At 65.5% G+C, this 17,074-nt stretch carries 15 protein-coding genes; 8 read left to right on the top strand and 7 right to left on the bottom strand.

Annotation, left to right across the window (positions count from 1 at the left end; genetic code table 11):
- Nucleotides 1-57 precede the first annotated feature (57 nt).
- From panB to ACI6S0_RS00875, 7 genes are all read left to right on the top strand, one after another.
- Nucleotides 58-930: a 3-methyl-2-oxobutanoate hydroxymethyltransferase gene (gene panB, locus ACI6S0_RS00905; protein WP_004210735.1), complete on the top strand. Its 873-nt coding sequence runs from the start codon at nucleotides 58-60 to the stop codon at nucleotides 928-930.
- Nucleotides 931-1,004: 74 nt separating this feature from the next.
- Nucleotides 1,005-1,703, top strand: a complete 699-nt coding sequence (locus ACI6S0_RS00900) for a tetratricopeptide repeat protein (RefSeq protein ID WP_434404635.1) — start codon at nucleotides 1,005-1,007, stop codon at nucleotides 1,701-1,703.
- Between the two features lie 8 nt (nucleotides 1,704-1,711).
- Nucleotides 1,712-3,061, top strand: a complete 1,350-nt coding sequence (locus tag ACI6S0_RS00895) for a PQQ-binding-like beta-propeller repeat protein (RefSeq protein WP_004210733.1) — start codon at nucleotides 1,712-1,714, stop codon at nucleotides 3,059-3,061.
- A 32-nt stretch (nucleotides 3,062-3,093) separates the two neighbouring features.
- A complete protein-coding gene (gene der, locus ACI6S0_RS00890; RefSeq protein ID WP_010338561.1) occupies nucleotides 3,094-4,458 on the top strand; it encodes a ribosome biogenesis GTPase Der in 1,365 nt (454 codons plus the stop codon).
- Complete coding sequence (locus tag ACI6S0_RS00885) at nucleotides 4,448-4,684, top strand: sulfurtransferase TusA family protein (RefSeq protein ID WP_026109037.1); 237 nt, start codon at nucleotides 4,448-4,450, stop codon at nucleotides 4,682-4,684. The genes der and ACI6S0_RS00885 overlap by 11 nt, the downstream gene beginning before the upstream one ends.
- A 55-nt stretch (nucleotides 4,685-4,739) precedes the next feature.
- Nucleotides 4,740-5,171 (top strand): Hpt domain-containing protein, encoded by a 432-nt coding sequence (locus ACI6S0_RS00880; RefSeq protein ID WP_010338559.1) that lies wholly within the window; start codon nucleotides 4,740-4,742, stop codon nucleotides 5,169-5,171.
- Nucleotides 5,172-5,216: 45 nt separating this feature from the next.
- Nucleotides 5,217-6,221 (top strand): LLM class flavin-dependent oxidoreductase, encoded by a 1,005-nt coding sequence (locus tag ACI6S0_RS00875; RefSeq protein WP_434405890.1) that lies wholly within the window; start codon nucleotides 5,217-5,219, stop codon nucleotides 6,219-6,221.
- Between the two features lie 4 nt (nucleotides 6,222-6,225).
- Here the strand turns inward: ACI6S0_RS00875 and ACI6S0_RS00870 are convergent, their stop codons facing one another.
- Nucleotides 6,226-7,308: an acyltransferase family protein gene (locus tag ACI6S0_RS00870; protein ID WP_434404633.1), complete on the bottom strand. Its 1,083-nt coding sequence runs from the start codon at nucleotides 7,306-7,308 to the stop codon at nucleotides 6,226-6,228.
- Between the two features lie 237 nt (nucleotides 7,309-7,545).
- Between ACI6S0_RS00870 and ACI6S0_RS00865 the strand changes: the two genes are divergently transcribed.
- Entirely contained in the window at nucleotides 7,546-9,210 is a 1,665-nt protein-coding gene (locus tag ACI6S0_RS00865) for an ATP-binding protein (protein WP_434404631.1), read from the top strand.
- Nucleotides 9,211-9,224: 14 nt separating this feature from the next.
- Here ACI6S0_RS00865 and ACI6S0_RS00860 read toward each other — a convergent pair whose 3' ends face one another.
- The 6 genes from ACI6S0_RS00860 to ACI6S0_RS00835 form a co-directional block, all read right to left on the bottom strand.
- Nucleotides 9,225-10,676 (bottom strand): MATE family efflux transporter, encoded by a 1,452-nt coding sequence (locus ACI6S0_RS00860; RefSeq protein WP_099231838.1) that lies wholly within the window; start codon nucleotides 10,674-10,676, stop codon nucleotides 9,225-9,227.
- 44 nt (nucleotides 10,677-10,720) lie between these two features.
- Nucleotides 10,721-13,420, bottom strand: a complete 2,700-nt coding sequence (locus tag ACI6S0_RS00855; RefSeq protein ID WP_434404630.1) for a valine--tRNA ligase — start codon at nucleotides 13,418-13,420, stop codon at nucleotides 10,721-10,723.
- Between the two features lie 47 nt (nucleotides 13,421-13,467).
- Nucleotides 13,468-14,064 carry an AAA family ATPase gene (locus ACI6S0_RS00850; RefSeq protein WP_434404629.1) on the bottom strand — a complete coding sequence of 199 codons (597 nt, stop codon included), beginning with the start codon at nucleotides 14,062-14,064 and terminating at the stop codon, nucleotides 13,468-13,470.
- The gene (locus tag ACI6S0_RS00845) at nucleotides 14,061-14,276 is read right to left on the bottom strand and encodes a hypothetical protein (RefSeq protein WP_004210716.1); all 216 of its coding nucleotides are present in this window, start codon (nucleotides 14,274-14,276) and stop codon (nucleotides 14,061-14,063) included. Before ACI6S0_RS00845 ends, ACI6S0_RS00850 begins: the two co-directional genes overlap by 4 nt.
- Nucleotides 14,277-14,314: 38 nt before the next feature.
- The gene (locus ACI6S0_RS00840) at nucleotides 14,315-16,393 is read right to left on the bottom strand and encodes a prolyl oligopeptidase family serine peptidase (RefSeq protein WP_434404628.1); all 2,079 of its coding nucleotides are present in this window, start codon (nucleotides 16,391-16,393) and stop codon (nucleotides 14,315-14,317) included.
- A gap of 141 nt (nucleotides 16,394-16,534) precedes the next feature.
- Entirely contained in the window at nucleotides 16,535-17,023 is a 489-nt protein-coding gene (locus ACI6S0_RS00835) for a DUF2497 domain-containing protein (protein ID WP_004210714.1), read from the bottom strand.
- Nucleotides 17,024-17,074: the final 51 nt, after the last annotated feature.

Below are 17,074 nucleotides of genomic sequence, written 5' to 3'. Positions count from 1 at the left end.
CCGCGCCGGCCGGTCCGGCATTTGCACGCCGCCCCGCGCTGGGCTAGACCGCGCCCCATGTCCACGACCTTCACGCTCGACACCGCGACCAGCCGCGCCAATCCCACGCCCGCGCCGATGAAGCGGCTGACCGTGCCCCAGATCCAGCGCCGCAAGTTCGAGGGCAAAACCGACGAGCCGCTGGTGATGCTTACCGCCTATACCGCGCGTCAGGCGCAACTGCTCGATCCGCATTGCGACATGCTGTTGGTCGGCGATTCGCTGGCGCAGGTCATCTATGGCCTGCCCTCCACCCTGCCGGTCACGCTCGACATGATGATCGCCCATGGCGCCGCCGTGGTGCGCGGCAGCTATCACAGCGTCGTGCTGGTCGACATGCCCTTCGGTTCCTATGAGGCATCGCCCCAGCAGGCCTTTGCCAGCGCCAGCCGCGTCATGGCCGAAACCGGCTGCGCCGGCGTCAAGCTGGAAGGCGGCGAGGCGATGGCGGAAACGATCCGCTTCCTCACCCAGCGCGGCATCCCGGTGATGGCCCATATCGGCCTGACGCCGCAGGCGGTGAACGCGCTGGGCGGTTATGGCGCGCGCGGCAAGAGCCAGGAGGAACATGCCAAGATATTGGGCGACGCCAAGGCCGTGGCGGCCGCCGGCGCCTTTGGCATGGTGGTCGAAGGGGTGATGGAGGAACTGGCCGACATCATCACGACCAGCGTCGACATACCCGTGATCGGCATCGGCGCATCGGCCCGGTGCGATGGCCAGGTGCTGGTGGCGGAGGACATGCTGGGCATGTTCGAACGCACCGCCCGCTTCGTGAAACGCTACGCCAACCTTGCCGAAACGATCAGCCAGGCGGCGGAAAGCTATGCCGCGGAGGTGCGCAATCGCAGCTTTCCGGGCGATGATCAGGTCTATCGGCCGAAAAAGTGATTTGCGTGGCCACGCTGCGCCGCTAATGATCCCGCCTTCCGGCTGCCCCTAATGACCATTTTTCGGAGATTCCCGTGGCCCTGACGCCGCAAAACAGCGAAGCCTTCATGCGCGAGGTCGATGACGCCGTCCGCCAGGACCAGCTCCTCACCTTCTGGCAGCGTTATGGCCGCGCCTTGGCCGTCCTGCTGATCGTCGGCCTCGCCGCCTTTGGCGGCTGGCTCTACTGGCAGCATTACAGCAAGACCCAGTCGGAAGCCGTGTCCGAACAGATGGACAAGATGCTGGCGACGGCGGTCGGTGGTGGCACGCCCGATGCCAAGGATGTCGATGCGCTGGCCAAGGCCAGCCAGCCCGGCTATCGCGCCTCCGCCCTGCTGGTGAAGGCCGGCCTCGCCGCGCGCAAGGGCGACAACAAGGCCGCGATCGAAGCCTATAAGGCGATGGCGGCGGACAACTCGCTCGACCAGCCCTATCGCGACCTGGCCCTGATCCGTCAGACCACGATCGAATTCGATGCGCTCAAGCCGCAGCAGGTGGTCGATCGCCTCAAGCCCCTCGCCGTCGAGGGCGCACCATGGTTCGGCAGCGCCGGCGAACTGGTTGCCATCGCCTATATGAAGATGCGCAAGCCCGAACTGGCCGGCCCGATGTTCGCGGCCATGGCCAAGGACGAGAATGTGCCCCAGTCGATCCGTTCACGTGCGCGACAGATGGCGGGGCTATTGGGAATTGATGCGGTCGAAACGCCCGCCGAACCGGTACAGGGATAAGCAAGCGCATGGCTAAGCACAGCATCACGAAATTCGGCCCGATGGGCCGTACCCTGACCACCGTCGCCCTGGTTGCGATGCTGGCGGGCTGCGGCGTGGTCGGCGGCAAGAAGGGCGGCCCCAAGACCCCGGTGGTCGGCAACCGCACCTCTATCCTGTCGAACGAACAGGGGATCGAAGTCGATCCGACCCTGGCCGACGTGCCCGTCACCCTGCCCGAATCCTACGCCAATGACCAATGGTCGCAGCCGGGCGGCGATCCGTCCAAGGCGATGGGCCATCTGGCGCTGGGCGCAGCGCCGCAGCAGGCCTGGACCGCATCGATCGAAGGCAGCACGCCCCAGGCGCGCCTTGCCTCAGCCCCCGTCGTGTCCGGCGGCAAGCTGTTCGTGATCGACGCCGGCGCCCATGTCATCGCGATGGATGCCAACACCGGCCAGAAGCTGTGGCAGACCAGCCTTCCGGCCGAGGGCAATGGCCGCGCCCTGTTCGGCGGCGGCGTCAGCGTCCTGGGCGACAAGCTGTTCGCCAGCACCGGCGTGGGCGACGTCGTGTCGATGAACGTCGCCGATGGCTCGATCGGGTGGAAGGTTCATCCCGGTGGCCCGCTGCGCGGCGCCCCGACGCTGGAAAATGGCCATGTCTATGTGATGGGTCAGGACAACCAGATCTTCGCCCTCAACCAGAGCGACGGCGCGACCCAGTGGACCGACAGCGGCACGCTGCAGGTGACCGGCATTTTCGGCGTGGCCGCTCCGGCCGCCGCGCAGGGCACGGTGATCGCGGGCTATAGCTCGGGCGAGATCAACGCCTATCGCTATGAAAATGGCCGCACCCTGTGGGGCGATGCGCTATCGCGCACCAGCATCTCCACCGCCGTCGCCTCGCTGACCGACATCGACGCCGATCCGGTGATCGACCGCGGCCGCGTCTTCGCGATCGGCCAGGGCGGCCGCATGGCCTCCTATGAACTCACCAGCGGCCAGCGCCTGTGGGAAATCAACATCGCCGGCATCTCCACCCCCTGGATCGCAGGTGAGTGGGTGTTTGCCGTCACCAGCGATGCCAAGCTGCTCTGCGTCGCCCGCGCGACCGGCAAGATCCGCTGGATCAGCCAGCTGCGCCGCTGGCAGAAGGAAAAGAAGAAGGACAAGGCGATCCGCTGGACCGGCCCGGTCCTTGCCGGTGGCCGCCTGATTCTGGTATCGACCCATGGTGATCTGAACTATGTCGATCCGGCGACCGGCACCATCCAGCAGGCAGTGGACATGAACAAGTCCATGTCGCTCTCGCCGGTGGTCGCCAACAACATGCTCTACATCCTTGCCGATGACGGCAAGCTGACGGCGCTGCGTTAAGGGCAGCGATAGAAAGGAAACGGGCCCACATCATGCTGCCCACAGTTGCCATTGTCGGGCGGCCCAATGTGGGCAAGTCCACCCTTTTCAACCGCCTGGTCGGCAAGAAGCTGGCGCTGGTCGATGACCAGCCCGGCGTCACCCGCGACCGGCGCGAGGGCGAGGCTCATCTTCTGGGCCTCGACTTCACCATCATCGACACCGCCGGCTATGAGGATGAGGATCCCCACAGCCTGCCCGGTCGCATGCGCATGCAGACCCAGGCCGCGGTCGAGAATTGCGACGTCGCCCTGTTCATGGTCGATGCCCGCGCCGGCATCACCCCGCTGGACGAAGAAATCGCCCGCTGGCTGCGCGAGGGCGATGCCCCGGTGATCCTGGTCGCCAACAAGGCCGAGGGCAAGGCGACCGAAGCCGGCGTCATGGAAGCCTTCATACTGGGCCTGGGCGAACCCATCCCCTTCTCCGCCGAACATGGCCAGGGCCTGGCCGACCTGTTCCAGGCGCTGCTCCCCTATCTCGAACGCGAGGATGGCGAGGAGCATGAGAAGGAATTTTACGAGGACGAGGAGAGCGCACCGCTCAAGCTCGCGATCGTTGGCCGTCCCAATGCCGGCAAGTCGACCCTCATCAACCGGCTGCTCGGCGAGAATCGACTGCTGACCGGGCCGGAAGCCGGCATCACCCGCGACAGCATCGCCGTCGACTGGATGTGGACCAGCTATGAGGGTGAGGAACGCCCCGTCCGCCTGATCGACACCGCCGGCATGCGCAAGCGCGCCAAGGTGCAGGACAAGCTGGAAAAGCTGGCCGTGTCCGATGGCCTGAACGCCGTGAACTTCGCCGAAGTCGTGGTGCTGCTGCTCGACGCCACCCGCGGCCTGGAGGCGCAGGATCTGCGCATCGCCGACAAGGTGCTGGAGGAAGGCCGCGCCCTCATCGTCGCCCTCAACAAATGGGATACGGTGGAACATGGCTCGGCCCTCTATCAGGGCATCAAGCAGGCGCTGTTCGACGGTCTCGCGCAGGTGCGCGGCGTGCCGATCATGACCGTGTCGGCCGCCACCGGAAAGGGGCTCGATGACCTGATCAAGGTCGCGTTCGAAACCCGCACTGCCTGGTCGCAGCGTATTTCGACCGGCGTGCTCAACCGCTGGTTCGAAGCCGCGCTCGAGGCCAACCCGCCGCCGGCACCGGGTGGCAAGCGGATCAAGCTGCGCTACATCACCCAGAACAAGACGCGCCCGCCGACGTTCGTGCTGTTCGGCACGCGGCTCGACGAATTGCCCGAAAGCTATCGCCGCTATCTGGTGAACGGCATCCGCAAGGAACTGGGCTTTGGCGCCGTGCCGGTGCGCCTGACGCTGCGCAGCGCCAAGAACCCCTATGCCAAATGAGGCGGGCGGCCCCGATGCCGCCCCCTTTCATGTCGACGCCAGGGGCATGAAATGTCCCTGGCCCGTCCTGCGCGCCGCCCGAGCGATGCGTGACGCAGATCATGTGACGATTGATGCCGACGACGCTATCGCCCCACGCGAACTGGCAGCGCTGGCGCAGCAGCATGGATGGCAATTTTCCGCCCTTTCCCCGCAGCGTTTCGCACTCAGCAAGGTGCCGGCTTAACCGGCTGTTTACGCCCGCCGGCTAATCTCGCGAGCGTCAGGAAAGGAGTGCGCAGGTGCCCGAACACGCTACCGAACTGGTGGACTGGAACGATTTTGCCCGGACCCGCACGGAGCTGGGTACGGCTTTCATGCGCATTCTGGGCTATTTCCGCGAAGATGGTGAAAAGGCGATCGGCAGCATCGAGCAGGCCTTTCGCGATCGCGATGCCGTGTCCCTCGTCCGTCCGGCCCATACGCTGAAGGGCGAATCGGCTCAGTTCGGCGCCCATCGGCTCAGTGCCATGGCCGAGGAGATCGAAATGGTCGCACGTCGCTGCGTCGAATTTCGCGAGAGCCCGGACGAACTGATCGAGACCGTGGTGGCGCTGCGCCCCTGCTTTACCGAGACCATGGCCCTGCTCGATCGCGACGCCAATCCGCTGGTCGCGCGCCGTCCCACCTTCGGCCGCCGCGTCGAACCACAGGGCTTTGGTCGCGCCGGCTGATATTCGGTATTGAAATAAAACTGACCATGGCCCCATATGGCGGTCATGACCCGCTTCTCCGTCCTTGATCTCGTCCCTGTCCGCGAAGGCAGCGACGTGTCCGCCGCCCTTGCCGATGCTGCCGATCTGGCCGCCCATGTCGAAGCATTGGGCTATCACCGCCTCTGGGTGGCCGAACATCATGGCATGCCCGGCATCGCGTCGGCCGCCACGGCTGTCGTGCTCGCCCATATCGGCCAGGCGACTTCATCCATCCGCATCGGCGCGGGCGGCATCATGTTGCCCAACCACGCGCCGCTGCTGATCGCGGAACAGTTCGGCACGCTCGATGCGCTGTTCCCCGGCCGCATCGACCTGGGCCTGGGCCGCGCCCCCGGTTCCGACCAGAAAGTGTCGCAGGCCATCCGTCGCGGCCTCAGCGGCGGGGCCGACCAGTTCCCCCGCGACGTGATCGAACTCCAGGCCTATTTCGCCGGCGACGATCGACTGGGCATTCAGGCCACGCCGGGCGAAGGCGCCAATATCCCGCTCTGGATTCTCGGCTCCAGCCTCTACGGCGCACAACTGGCGGCCGCGCTCGGCCTGCCCTACGCCTTTGCCTCCCATTTCGCCCCGGCCGCGCTGGACGAGGCGTTGGCCATCTATCGCCGCGACTTCCGCCCTTCGGCCCAGCTTGACCGCCCCTATGCCATGGCCGGCTATAACATCTTCGCCGCCGACAGTGCGGTGGAGGCAGAACTGGTCGCCAGTTCGATGCAACAGGCCTTCGTGCGGCTGCGCACCGGCCAGCCCGGCAAGCTGCAACCGCCGCTGGCGGGCTATTATGACAGCCTGCCGATGCAGGCGCGGGCGATGCTGTCCGACGTCCTGAGCGCCTCCAGCATCGGCACTCAGGCGGATGTCGAGCGCGACCTGGCCGCCTTCATCGATCGCACCGGCGTGGACGAGGTGATCATTGCCGCCCAGATCTTCGATCCGGCGGCGCGCAAGCGCAGCTATGAAATCGCCATGGCAGCGGCGCAGGCGATCGGCGCTCGCGAACTGGCCTGATGCCTCAGGAGGCGGCCAGCCGGCCGCCACTCATCAGCCCGGCCATGGTCGGCGACAGGCGCTGCATCAGGTTGCCGATCAGGATGACCACCGCCAGCACGAGGATGGGCTGGGCGATCAGATAGAGCGGATAGAGCGGCGATCCGAGCGGACCGAACAATTGCCCCAGTAGCGGCCCGCCCAGCCAGATCAGGATCAGATGGGCGCAGAAGAGGAAGAAGGCATAGGGCTCGACCCGCATCAGCAGGCCGCGCGCCGGGCTTTCGGCCAGTGCCCAGGCCAGCCGCCAGAAGCAGAGCGATGCCGCCATGCGCACCGCCATGTCGAGGCACGCCAGGGCCAGCGGCGCCAGCCCCGCCCCGCCCTTGAGCGAGACATAGAGCTGCGCGCCCATCAGCAGGCCGAAGGGCAGGGAAGCTGCCAGCATCGGCACAGCCGCGGCCCGGTCCGCCCAGCCCTCCCGCCGGGCCAATATGCCGATAGTGAAGAAGAAGAGGATCGACGGGCGCATCAGCACCGGCGGCCCGAGCCCCGCAATCTGGCATGACAGCGCCACCAGCGCGACCGCCATCAGCATCCAGTTGGGCAACCGCACCAGCAAGGGCGCCGCGACCATGCACAGGAACAGGTCGCGCAGGAACGGCATCTGGACATTGATGTCCGGATTGCGGTTGATGATGAACAATTCCTCGGCGATCCAGCCGCCCGACTGCGGCACCGGCGCCGACAGACCCAGCAGCCAGGCCGCGCCCGACACCAGCAGGATCGCCACCGCATTCCACAACAGCATCGGCAGCAGGATGGTCCGCGCCTTGCGTCCGACATGATCGAACCAGTTGCGCGTGCGCGCCGACCCGCCGACCAGCCAGCCGGAGATCAGGCCCAGCAGCGGCACCGCGCTGCGGCCGAAAATCTCCATCAGCACCCAGCGCAGCCCTTCCTGCGGGGAGCCACGCAGCAATTCCAGATCCTGGCCATTCCGTCCGGTCCAGGCATGGACATAGACGACACCCAGAATGCAGATCACACGCGCAATCGCGATCGCGTCGGAACGGCGCGTCGCATTGGCCAAGACGATATCGGGCAAGCAAAAATCCTGATTGTGGCAGGTTTCCAATGCCCGAAACCCGCTCCTGTTCCCCCTCCCGCGCGACGGAGCGAGCCGGAAGCGGGATCATGGGACGCATCAGCGCGGATTTCCGCGCTCCATGGGCCGTTCCGCAAGGGGCATTTCGGCCCGTGGGTAATCCAATATTTACCTCCCCCCGATAGCAATCTGGTCGATTGCCGGACGCGTGCCGGCTGCGGGGGACAATAGAGGCTCATGACCCAGATGCCGGGCGCACATCAATTTTCGCACGACACGGGCGCTGCCGCATCGTCTGCCGGCATGCACCAGCCGCTGGGCATGGTGTTCCAGATCGCCGGGTCGAGTTCGAAGATCCTGGTCGATCCCAACAGTCTCGCGGCGCTGGCCCATGATCCCGACACCTGCCTCGCCATGGCCGGCCAGGTCGGCAGCCAGGTGAAGATGCGGGTCGGCGATCGCTGGCTGATCGCCAACATCCGGTCGCTGATGCTCGACCGGCGCGATGGTGGCGCGATCATCGCCGATATCGATTTTCTGGGCGAAGGCGATGAGGAAAAGCTGACCGGCCGCATCTACGGATTCCGGCGCGGCGTCACCCGCTATCCCACACCCGGCACCGACATCTATCCCGTGTCCAGCTACGACATGCAGCAAATCTATGCCGCCGACGATCGGCCGCATGTCCAGATCGGCACTGTCTATCCGACGACGGACACGCGGGCCGCGCTCTATGTCGATTCGATGCTGGGCAAGCATTTTGCACTGCTCGGCTCGACCGGCACCGGCAAGTCGACCAGCGCGGCGCTGATCCTGCACCGCATCTGCGACCTGTCGCCCCAGGGCCATATCGTCATGATCGACCCGCATGGCGAATATGGCGCGGCCTTCCAGCAGAATGGCGCGGTGTTCGACGTGAACAATCTCGCCCTGCCCTATTGGCTGATGAATTTCGAGGAACATTGCGAGGTGTTCGTCACCTCCGAAGGCGCCGAGCGCACCCAGGATTGCGACATCCTCGCCAAATGCCTGCTCGCCGCGCGGATGAAGAACCGGCTGGCCGAAAGTATCGGCCGCCTGACCGTGGATTCGCCCGTTCCCTATCTGCTGTCCGATCTCACCGCGATCCTGCAGAACGAGATGGGCAAGCTCGACAAGGGCACCGGATCGCTCCCCTATCTGCGCCTCAAGTCCAAGGTCGACGAGATCAAGGGCGACCCGCGCTATTCCTTCATGTTCTCCGGCATGCTGGTGGCCGATTCGATGCAGGCCTTCCTCGCCAAGGTCTTCCGCCTGCCCTCGGGCGGCAAGCCGATCTCCATCATCGACGTGTCCTCCATGCCCTCCGACATCACCTCGGTGGTCGTCTCGGTGCTGTCCCGGCTGGTGTTCGACTATGCGCTATGGGCGCGCGACGAACCGCAGCGCCCTATCCTGCTCGTGTGCGAGGAAGCCCATCGCTACATCCCCGCCAGCACCGCCGGCGGCGGTCAGGCGGTGCGCCGCATCCTGGAGCGGATCGCCAAGGAAGGCCGTAAATATGGCGTATCGCTGGGCCTCATCACCCAGCGTCCGTCGGACCTTGCCGAAGGCGTGCTGTCGCAGTGCGGCACCATCATCTCGATGCGCCTCAACAACGACCGCGACCAGGCCTTCGTGAAGGCGGCCATGCCCGAAGGCGCGCGCGGCTTCCTCGATTCGATCCCTGCCCTGCGCAACCGCGAGGCCATCATCTGCGGCGAAGGTGTCGCCGTGCCGATCCGCGTCGCGCTCGACAATCTGGAAGAAGCGCGGCGCCCGGCTTCCGGCGATCCCAGCTTCACCCAGCTCTGGCGCCAGGCCGGCGGCGAGGACGATATCCTTACCCGCACCATCACCCGCTGGCGCAACCAGGGGCGCTGATCGGCGCTCCGGCCTCAGCCGGTCGGCGCGATCCGACCGGCCGGCTCGGTCTCGCTATGCACCGCCTCGCGGCATTCCTCTTCGTGCATCGGCACCATCAGCTTCGCCTTGCGCCAGCCGCCCTGCCAATAGACCAGAGCCGCGAGCGTCAGTGACACCGCCGACCCCACCGGGAAGCTCAGCCACAGCGCATCCGCGCCGATCCGGGGATAGGCGAGATAATAGAAGCCCAGCCGCACCGCGAAAAGGGTGAATACCAGGATCAGCAGCGGCGCCACCACCACGCCATTGGCGCGCATCACCCCGAACAGGATCATGGTGCAGCCAAACAGCATGAAACTCCAGCTCGCCAGCAGCTGCATGTTCCAGGCTGCATCGATCACCGCCTGGTTATGGCTCAGGAACAGCGCCAGCAGCGCTTCATGGAAGATCAGGATGACGACCACCATCGCGCCGGTGATCGCCAGCAGATAGGATATGCCATAGCCGGTGATCCGGCTGATCCGGTCCCATCGACCCGCGCCGATATTCTGCGCCGCCATGGCGCTGACCGCCGCGCCCATCGCCATCGCCGGCATCTGCAGATAGGTCCAGATCTGCTGCGCCGCGCCATAGGCCGCCGTCACCAGAAATCCTTCGCGATTGACCAGGCCGATCATCACCAGGCCGGACGTCGACATGACGATCATCTGCAGGCCCATCGGCAGGCCCTTGGTGGACAGCACCCGCATCTCGTCCATCGCGGGCTTGAGATAGCCAAGCTCCGCGCCGCGAAGCCGCAACGGCAGATCCTTGGCATAGGTATAGATGACCAGCGCGATCAGGCTGACGAAACCCGCCGCCGCCGTTGCCGCCGCCGAACCGCCGATCCCCATCGCCGGGATCGGCCCCAGCCCCAGGATCAGCACCGGATTGAGCACCAGGTCGATCGCCACCGACAGGATCATGAAGATCAACGGCGTGCGCGCGTCGCCGGTGCCGCGCAGCCCCATCATCATCATGACGCTCAGCAGCGAGGCCGGCATCGCGACGAAGATGACGCGCAGATAGGTCAGCGCCATGTCGAACGCCTCGGGCGGCGTCGCCAGCAGATGGAGCAGCGCCGGCCCGCCGAACCAGCCCGCCACCGCGACGCCCATGGCCAGCAGGAAGCAGAAGCCGACCGCCGAGCCGAAGGCCCGCCGCGCCGCATCCATGTCGCGCGCGCCGACCGCCTGCGCGATCATCACCGTCGACGCCATGCCGAAGCCGAACACGACGGAGAACATCAGGAACATGATGATATTGGCGTTCGCCGTCGCGGCGAGCGCCTGTGGCCCCAGGAAGCGACCGACCCAGATCGCGTTGATCGATCCGTTCAGCGACTGGAGGATATTGGACGCCAGCGTCGGGATGGCGAATGTCAGCAAGGTGGAGGCGATCGGCCCCTGTGTCAGGTCCCGCGCCCCTTGTGCCCCTGCTGCCATTCGCCCTTACCCCTTATCCCCGATTGCGGCGCAGGCTAGGCGGCTCAGCCCAGCCGGTCCAGTGCCGCCTTCAGCCTTTCCGCCTCGGCGGTCTTTTCGGCATGGTCCTCGCGCGCCTTGGCCACGGCCTCGGGCTTGGCCTTCTCGACAAAGGCCGGGTTCGACAGGCGACCGCCCAGCGAATCCCGTTCCTTGGCCGCCGCTGCCAGCGCCTTTTCGAGGCGGGTCTTTTCCGCCGCAATGTCGATCACGCCTTCCAGCGGCAGGATGAAGGTCGCCTCGTCGACGACGATCTGCGCCGCACCGCCAGCGACATCCTCGCCAAAGGCCAGACTCTCGATCCGGCCCAGACGCGCCAACGCCGCGCCCTGGCGATCCAGGCGGCCACGGGTTGCGTCCGCCGCATCGCGCACGACCATGCGCAGCTTGGCGCCCGGCGGCACGTTGAGTTCGGTCCGCGCGGTGCGGATCGCGCTCACCAGACGGATCAGCCAGTCGATCTCGCCCTGCGCTTCGGTGTCGACTTCATAGAGGGCGACCGGCCACTCGGCCACGATCAGTTCCTGCGCGCGCTGCCCGGTCAGCTGCCACAGCTCTTCAGTGATGAAGGGCATGAAGGGGTGCAGCATCACCAAAATCTGGTCGAACGCCCAGCCGGCAACGGCCTTCGTCTCGTCGTCCATCGAACCCTTGGTCAGTTCGATATACCAGTCGCAAAACTGGTCCCAGACGAAGTGATAGATGGCGTTGGCGCCCGCGTCGAAGCGCAGTTCGGCCATGGCCGTGTCGATCGCCTGCACCGTCGCCACCGTTTCGGCGATGATCCAGCGATTGACCGGCAGCGTCGCATGCGGCGCTTCGCGGCTGGTCGAGGCTGTGACGCCATTGGCCTGCAGGAAGCGCGCCGCGTTCCACAGCTTGGTCGCGAAGTTGCGATAACCCTCGACCCGCTTCTCATCCATCTTCACATCACGGCCCTGGCTTTCCATCGCCGCCATGAAGAAGCGCAGCGCGTCCGCGCCGAACTTGTCGATCAGGCCCAGCGGATCGACCACATTGCCCTTGGACTTGGACATTTTCTGCCCATCGGCCGCACGCACCAGGCCATGGAGATAGAGCTTCTTCCACGGCACATCGCCCATGAACTCCATCCCCTGCATCGCCATGCGCGCATCCCAGAAGAACAGGATGTCGAAGCCGGAGATTAGCAGGTCATTGGGATAATGGCGGGCCAGCGTCTCGCTCTGTTCCGGCCAGCCCAGCGTGCCGAACGGCCACAAGGCGGACGAGAACCAGGTGTCGAGCACGTCGGGATCGCGGACCAGCCTCTTGTTGCCGGCCTGCTGCTGCGCCTCTTCCTCGGTCTCGGCGACATAGGCATTGCCTTCGTCATCGAACCAGGCCGGAATCTGGTGCCCCCACCAGAGCTGGCGCGACACGCACCAGGGCTGGATATTCTCCATCCAGTTGAAGAAGGTCTTTGCCCAGCTCTTGGGGACAATCTCGATCCGGCCGTCGCGCACCGCCTGCATCGGCGCCACCGCCAGCTTGCCGGCGTCGACATACCATTGGTCGGTCAGCCAGGGCTCGATCACCACGCCCGAACGATCGCCATAGGGGGTCTGGATCGTGCGCGGCTCGAAATCGGCGGCGACGTCATCGCCTTCCTTATTCTTGGTGACATGCGGTACCAGCAGGCCCAGCGCCTTCATCTCGGCAACGACGATCTCGCGCGCGCCGTCCACGCCGTCCTTCTTGAAGCGGTGCAGCCCGAGGAAGCGATCGGGGATCAGGCCGTCGGCGGTCTGCACGACATTGGCGTCGGCATCGAACATGTTGAGCATGTCCGCGGCCTTCATGCCCGCGCGCTTGCCAACCTCGAAATCGTTGAAGTCATGGCCCGGCGTGATCTTGACCGCGCCCGAACCCAGTTCCGGATCGGCATGTTCGTCGGCGACCACCTTGAAGCGGCGGCCGGTGATCGGCTGGAGAATCTCCTTGCCGATGACCGCCTGATAGCGGGCATCGTCGGGATGCACGGCGATCGCCATATCGGCCAGCATGGTTTCCGGGCGGGTGGTGGCGACGACGATATGGTCGCTGCCATCGGCCAGGGTCACCCCGTCCGCCAGCGGATAGCGGAAGCGCCAGAAGCCGCCCTGCGTTTCCTTGGTCTCGACCTCCAGGTCGGAAATGGCCGAGCGGAAATGCGGATCCCAGTTGACCAGACGCTTGTCGCGATAGAGCAGGCCGCGCTGGTGCAGCTCTACGAACACCTTGATGACGGCCTTGGAAAAGCCCTCGTCCATGGTGAAGCGCTCATTGGCCCAGTCCATCGAACAGCCGAGGCGCCGTAGCTGGCTGGTGATCGCGCCGCCGCTTTCCGCCTTCCAGTCCCACACCTTGGCGACGAAATCGTCGCGGCTGAAATCGGTGCGCTTCTGCCCGGCCGCGTTCAGCTGGCGCTCGACCACCATCTGGGTCGCGATGCCGGCATGGTCGGTGCCGACCACCCACAGCGCATCCTTGCCGCGCAGCCGCTCGTAACGCACGACGATGTCCTGCAGCGTATTGTCGAGCGCATGGCCGACATGCAGGCTGCCGGTCACGTTCGGCGGCGGATTGACGATGGTGAAGGGGTCGGCGCCCGGACGGTCCGGGCGGAACAGGCCATTGGCCTCCCAATGCTGGTACCAGCGGGTCTCGATGGCGGCGGGGTCAAAGGTTTTGGGCAGTTCGGTCATGATCGCGCTTTAACGCCTGCCGCACGACACGCAAGGCATGGCGCGCGTCAGACCAGGCTAACCATGACTTCCGATGGCAGACCAGCGCGGATCGTGATGCTGCCATCGCCCTTTCGGGCGACCAATTGCGGTTCACTCAGGCTGTTGTCGAACACCCAGGCTCGATCCGCCTGGTCGAAGAACCAGCGCAACTGCGCGAAGGATCTTATGCGCCGCGCCGCCACCTTGTCGGCCGGCACATCATGCCCGCCCTTGGCCACCCGATAGGCGATCCGCTCCAGCTGGCGCTCCACCGAATCCAGATAGACATAGATCAGCCGTATCTCGAAGCCGCGCGCCCGCGCCTTCTCCACCAACCGCCGATATTTGGGACTGGACAGCACGGTCTCGACGCCGATGGTCTGATGCACGTCGATCGACGCATCCAGCCAGGCCTCGATCCTCTGCACGGCCGCCAGATTGGCGGCGTCCTGCACCAATCCTTCGCTTTCCCGAAGCCGGGCGGTCAGCAGGTCGGGATTGATGATCCAGACCGAACCGTCAAATTCGGCCACGTCGCTGCGTCCATAGGCCGAGCTTTTGCCACAGCCATTGGGGCCCGCGACGATCCACAGGCGCGGCCGCGCATGGCCCTTGCCGATCAAATCTTGTCCCTGATCGCCTTATTCTCTTCCCGCGCCTTGCGAACGCTGGCGCGGAAGGAGGCGAGGAATTCGGCCTCGAACTGCGGGCTGTCGGCATCGACCACCCGCAGCTTCACGGCCTTGCCGTCCTTGTGGACGGTCCGGTATCTGGGCTTGCCCGGCTTGCCGAGGTCGATGGGACCATCGACGATATCGACCTTCATCTTTGCCATGGGGTCAATATAGCAGGCCGGGCCAGCCCCTCAAAGGCTCATTTCCCCTTGGCCGCGCCGGTCCACTGGTCCAGCCAGCCCAGCGCCTCATCATACCATTGCAGCGAGTTCTTGGGCTTCAACACCCAGTGATTCTCGTCCGGGAAGACGACCAGGCGCGACGGGATTTCGCGGCGCTGCAAGGCGGTGAAGGCGGCCAGCCCCTGGGTATAGGGAATGCGGAAATCCTTCTCGCCGGTCACGACCAGCATCGGCGTCTTCCACTGGGCGACATGATTGACCGGGTTCCATTTCTCGAACTCTTCGGGCTTCTCATAATAGGGGCCGCCATGCTCCCATTCGTCGAACCACAGTTCCTCGGTCTCATAGGCCATGGCGCGGGCGTCGAACACGCCGTCATGCTGGACGATGCACTTGAAGCCGTCGGCCCACTGCCCCTCGATCCAGTTCATCATATAGCCGCCATAGCTGGCGCCGAGCGCGCAGGCGTTCTTCGCATCGACATTGGCGTCCTTCGCCGCCGCCGCGGCCAGGCCCAGCTTCAGATCCTCCAGCGGCTTGCCACCCCAATCCTTGTTGATCGCGTCGGTGAAGGCCTGGCCATAACCGGTCGAGCCATGGAAATCGACGATCACCGCGGCATAGCCATGGGCGGCGAACGCCTTGGGGTTCCAGCGATAGGACCAGCTGTCGTTGAAGCTGCCCTGCGGCCCGCCATGCACCAGGAAGGCGACCGGCAGCTTGCCCTTGGCACCGGTCGGCTTCACGATCTGTCCCCAGACCGTGTCGCCATTGGCACCCTTGAAGCTGAAGCGCTGGACCGACACGTCATCCACCCCGGCCAGCTTCTGCGCATTGACATTCGTCAGGCGCACCGGCTTGCCTTGAGTCTTTGAAGAGTAATTGGGGGGCATCTTCCAGAAATCGGCCGGCGACTGGATGCTGTCCAGCGCATAGACGAAGCCGCCATCGGGCAGCGGCACGACGCTGCCGGCATGGCCCTTTTCGGTGAGGCGCGTCACCTTGCCCGATGCGGCATCGACCCGGAACACCGGATTGTCGAGCACGTCATTGGCGGTGACCAGCAGCCCCTTGCCATGCGCTTCCCAGGCGATCGATCCGACCGACCGATCCCAGCCCTCGGTCAACGCGCGCGTCTCGCCAGTGGCGATGTTGCGCAGCATCAGCACCAGCCGATCGGCTTCATAGCCGGGCCGCTTCATCGCCGCATAGGCCAGCCATTTGCCGTCGGGCGACACCACCGGCATCGTGTCGGTCGCATCATTGGCGTCGGTCAGGTTGACCGGCTTTGCGCTGCCGTCGGCCGGCACGCTGAAGATATCGAGGTTGGTCGACAGCGGTTCGATCCGCCCGGCCTCGCGCAGGGCGAAGAACAACGTCTTGCCATCCGCGCTCCAGGCCAGTTCCTCTGCCCCGCCAAAGGGCTTGGACGGGCTGTCTCCGACCAGGCCGCCCATCACCGACACCGCCTTGCCGCCCGCGACCGGCATGACGAAGATCTGCGAACGCTGGCCGTCGCTCCACGTATCCCAGTGGCGCACGAACAGCTGGTCATAGACCCGGCCGCTGCCCGCGCTCGGCGGGGTCGGCGCCTGCACATCGTCGATCGTGCGCGCGCCGACCGGGCGGTCGGCCCACAGCGCCACCTTGTCACCCTGGGGGTTCAGCAGGAAACCGGAAATGCCGCCGGGCGCCTTGCTGATCTGCACCGGCTGACCGCCCGCGATCGGCGCGCGCCACAACTGGTCGTCGCCGCTGGCGTTGGAGACATAATAAAGCGCCCTGCCGTCGGCCGAAAAGACCGGCGATGCCTCATTCTTGTCGGGCACCGACGCGATCAGCCGGGGCGCCTGCCCCGCCTTGTCGATCGCCAGCAGATAGAGGTCGGTGCGGCCGCGATTATTGGCGAGATCCGTGCTGCGCAGCTGATAGGCCATCCACTTGCCGTCCGGCGACACGGTCGGCGACGACACCCGGTCCAGCGACACCATGTCATTGGGCGTGAAGGGACGGGCAGCCGCCGGCGCCACCAGCGCAGACGACAGCATCGGCGACAGGGCCAGTGCGCCAAGGCCGGCAAGCAGGATATGTTTCATGGAAAAATCACCCTCGGATCGAAAACACGGCGTGCCGGCGCATGCGATGCACGACCGGGCGCGTCGATGAGATGATCCGTGGTCTAGGCGCGCCTTACGCCCCCGGCAAGAGGCCGGCGCGCGATCGCCGGCCTGTCGGCCTCAGCGGCCGGTGATGCGGGAGATTTCCTTGGCGACCATGTCCTCGACCAGCGCGGGCAGACGCGCGTCGAGCCATTCCTTGAGCATCGGCCGCAGCATCGAGCGGACCAGAGCCTCCAGCGTATTGTCCTCACCCTCGCGCGGGCTGACCAGCATGGTGGACAGGGCCGAGAGCGAATGACGCGCGGCCACTTCGCTTTCCACCGACAGGATCGAGTCGCCGTCCGATTCGGACGGGGCCACAGCCTTCACGGCGCGGGTCGACTTGGGCGCGGGCATCACTTCCTCCACCGGAATCTCGTCGGTCAGTTCCAGCACTTCCTCGACCTCGGCCGACATCACCGCATGGGACGCGGCACTCAGGTCGATCGGGGTCTTCTGGCGGCGCTGCGGCGCGGCCTGAACGGCATCCTCGCCCTCTTCGGCGATGATCCGCTTGATGGACGAGAGTATCTCTTCCATCGAGGGTTCCTTGGTCATGTCACCCATGGATAATTCCCGTCCAAATTTCATTCCGCACCTATTCCGCCAAGATTACCT

The sequence above is a fragment of the Sphingobium sp. DN12 genome (assembly GCF_051058005.1).
Taxonomy (GTDB): Bacteria; Pseudomonadota; Alphaproteobacteria; order Sphingomonadales; family Sphingomonadaceae; genus Sphingobium; species Sphingobium yanoikuyae.
The sequence above is the reverse complement of the archived record's forward strand: the minus strand, read 5'-3'. Positions and strand labels throughout refer to the sequence as shown.

Bases quoted from the DNA above. Each gene is read 5' to 3' on its own strand.
- panB (WP_004210735.1), top strand. From the start codon at position 58: ATGTCCACGACCTTCACGCTCGACACCGCGACCAGCCGCGCCAATCCC.
- ACI6S0_RS00895 (WP_004210733.1), top strand. From the start codon at position 1,712: ATGGCTAAGCACAGCATCACGAAATTCGGCCCGATGGGCCGTACCCTG.
- der (WP_010338561.1), top strand. From the start codon at position 3,094: ATGCTGCCCACAGTTGCCATTGTCGGGCGGCCCAATGTGGGCAAGTCC.
- ACI6S0_RS00885 (WP_026109037.1), top strand. From the start codon at position 4,448: ATGCCAAATGAGGCGGGCGGCCCCGATGCCGCCCCCTTTCATGTCGAC.
- ACI6S0_RS00875 (WP_434405890.1), top strand. From the start codon at position 5,217: ATGACCCGCTTCTCCGTCCTTGATCTCGTCCCTGTCCGCGAAGGCAGC.
- ACI6S0_RS00865 (WP_434404631.1), top strand. From the start codon at position 7,546: ATGACCCAGATGCCGGGCGCACATCAATTTTCGCACGACACGGGCGCT.
- ACI6S0_RS00860 (WP_099231838.1), bottom strand. From the start codon at position 10,676: ATGGCAGCAGGGGCACAAGGGGCGCGGGACCTGACACAGGGGCCGATC.
- ACI6S0_RS00855 (WP_434404630.1), bottom strand. From the start codon at position 13,420: ATGACCGAACTGCCCAAAACCTTTGACCCCGCCGCCATCGAGACCCGC.
- ACI6S0_RS00845 (WP_004210716.1), bottom strand. From the start codon at position 14,276: ATGGCAAAGATGAAGGTCGATATCGTCGATGGTCCCATCGACCTCGGC.
- ACI6S0_RS00840 (WP_434404628.1), bottom strand. From the start codon at position 16,393: ATGAAACATATCCTGCTTGCCGGCCTTGGCGCACTGGCCCTGTCGCCG.
- ACI6S0_RS00835 (WP_004210714.1), bottom strand. From the start codon at position 17,023: ATGGGTGACATGACCAAGGAACCCTCGATGGAAGAGATACTCTCGTCC.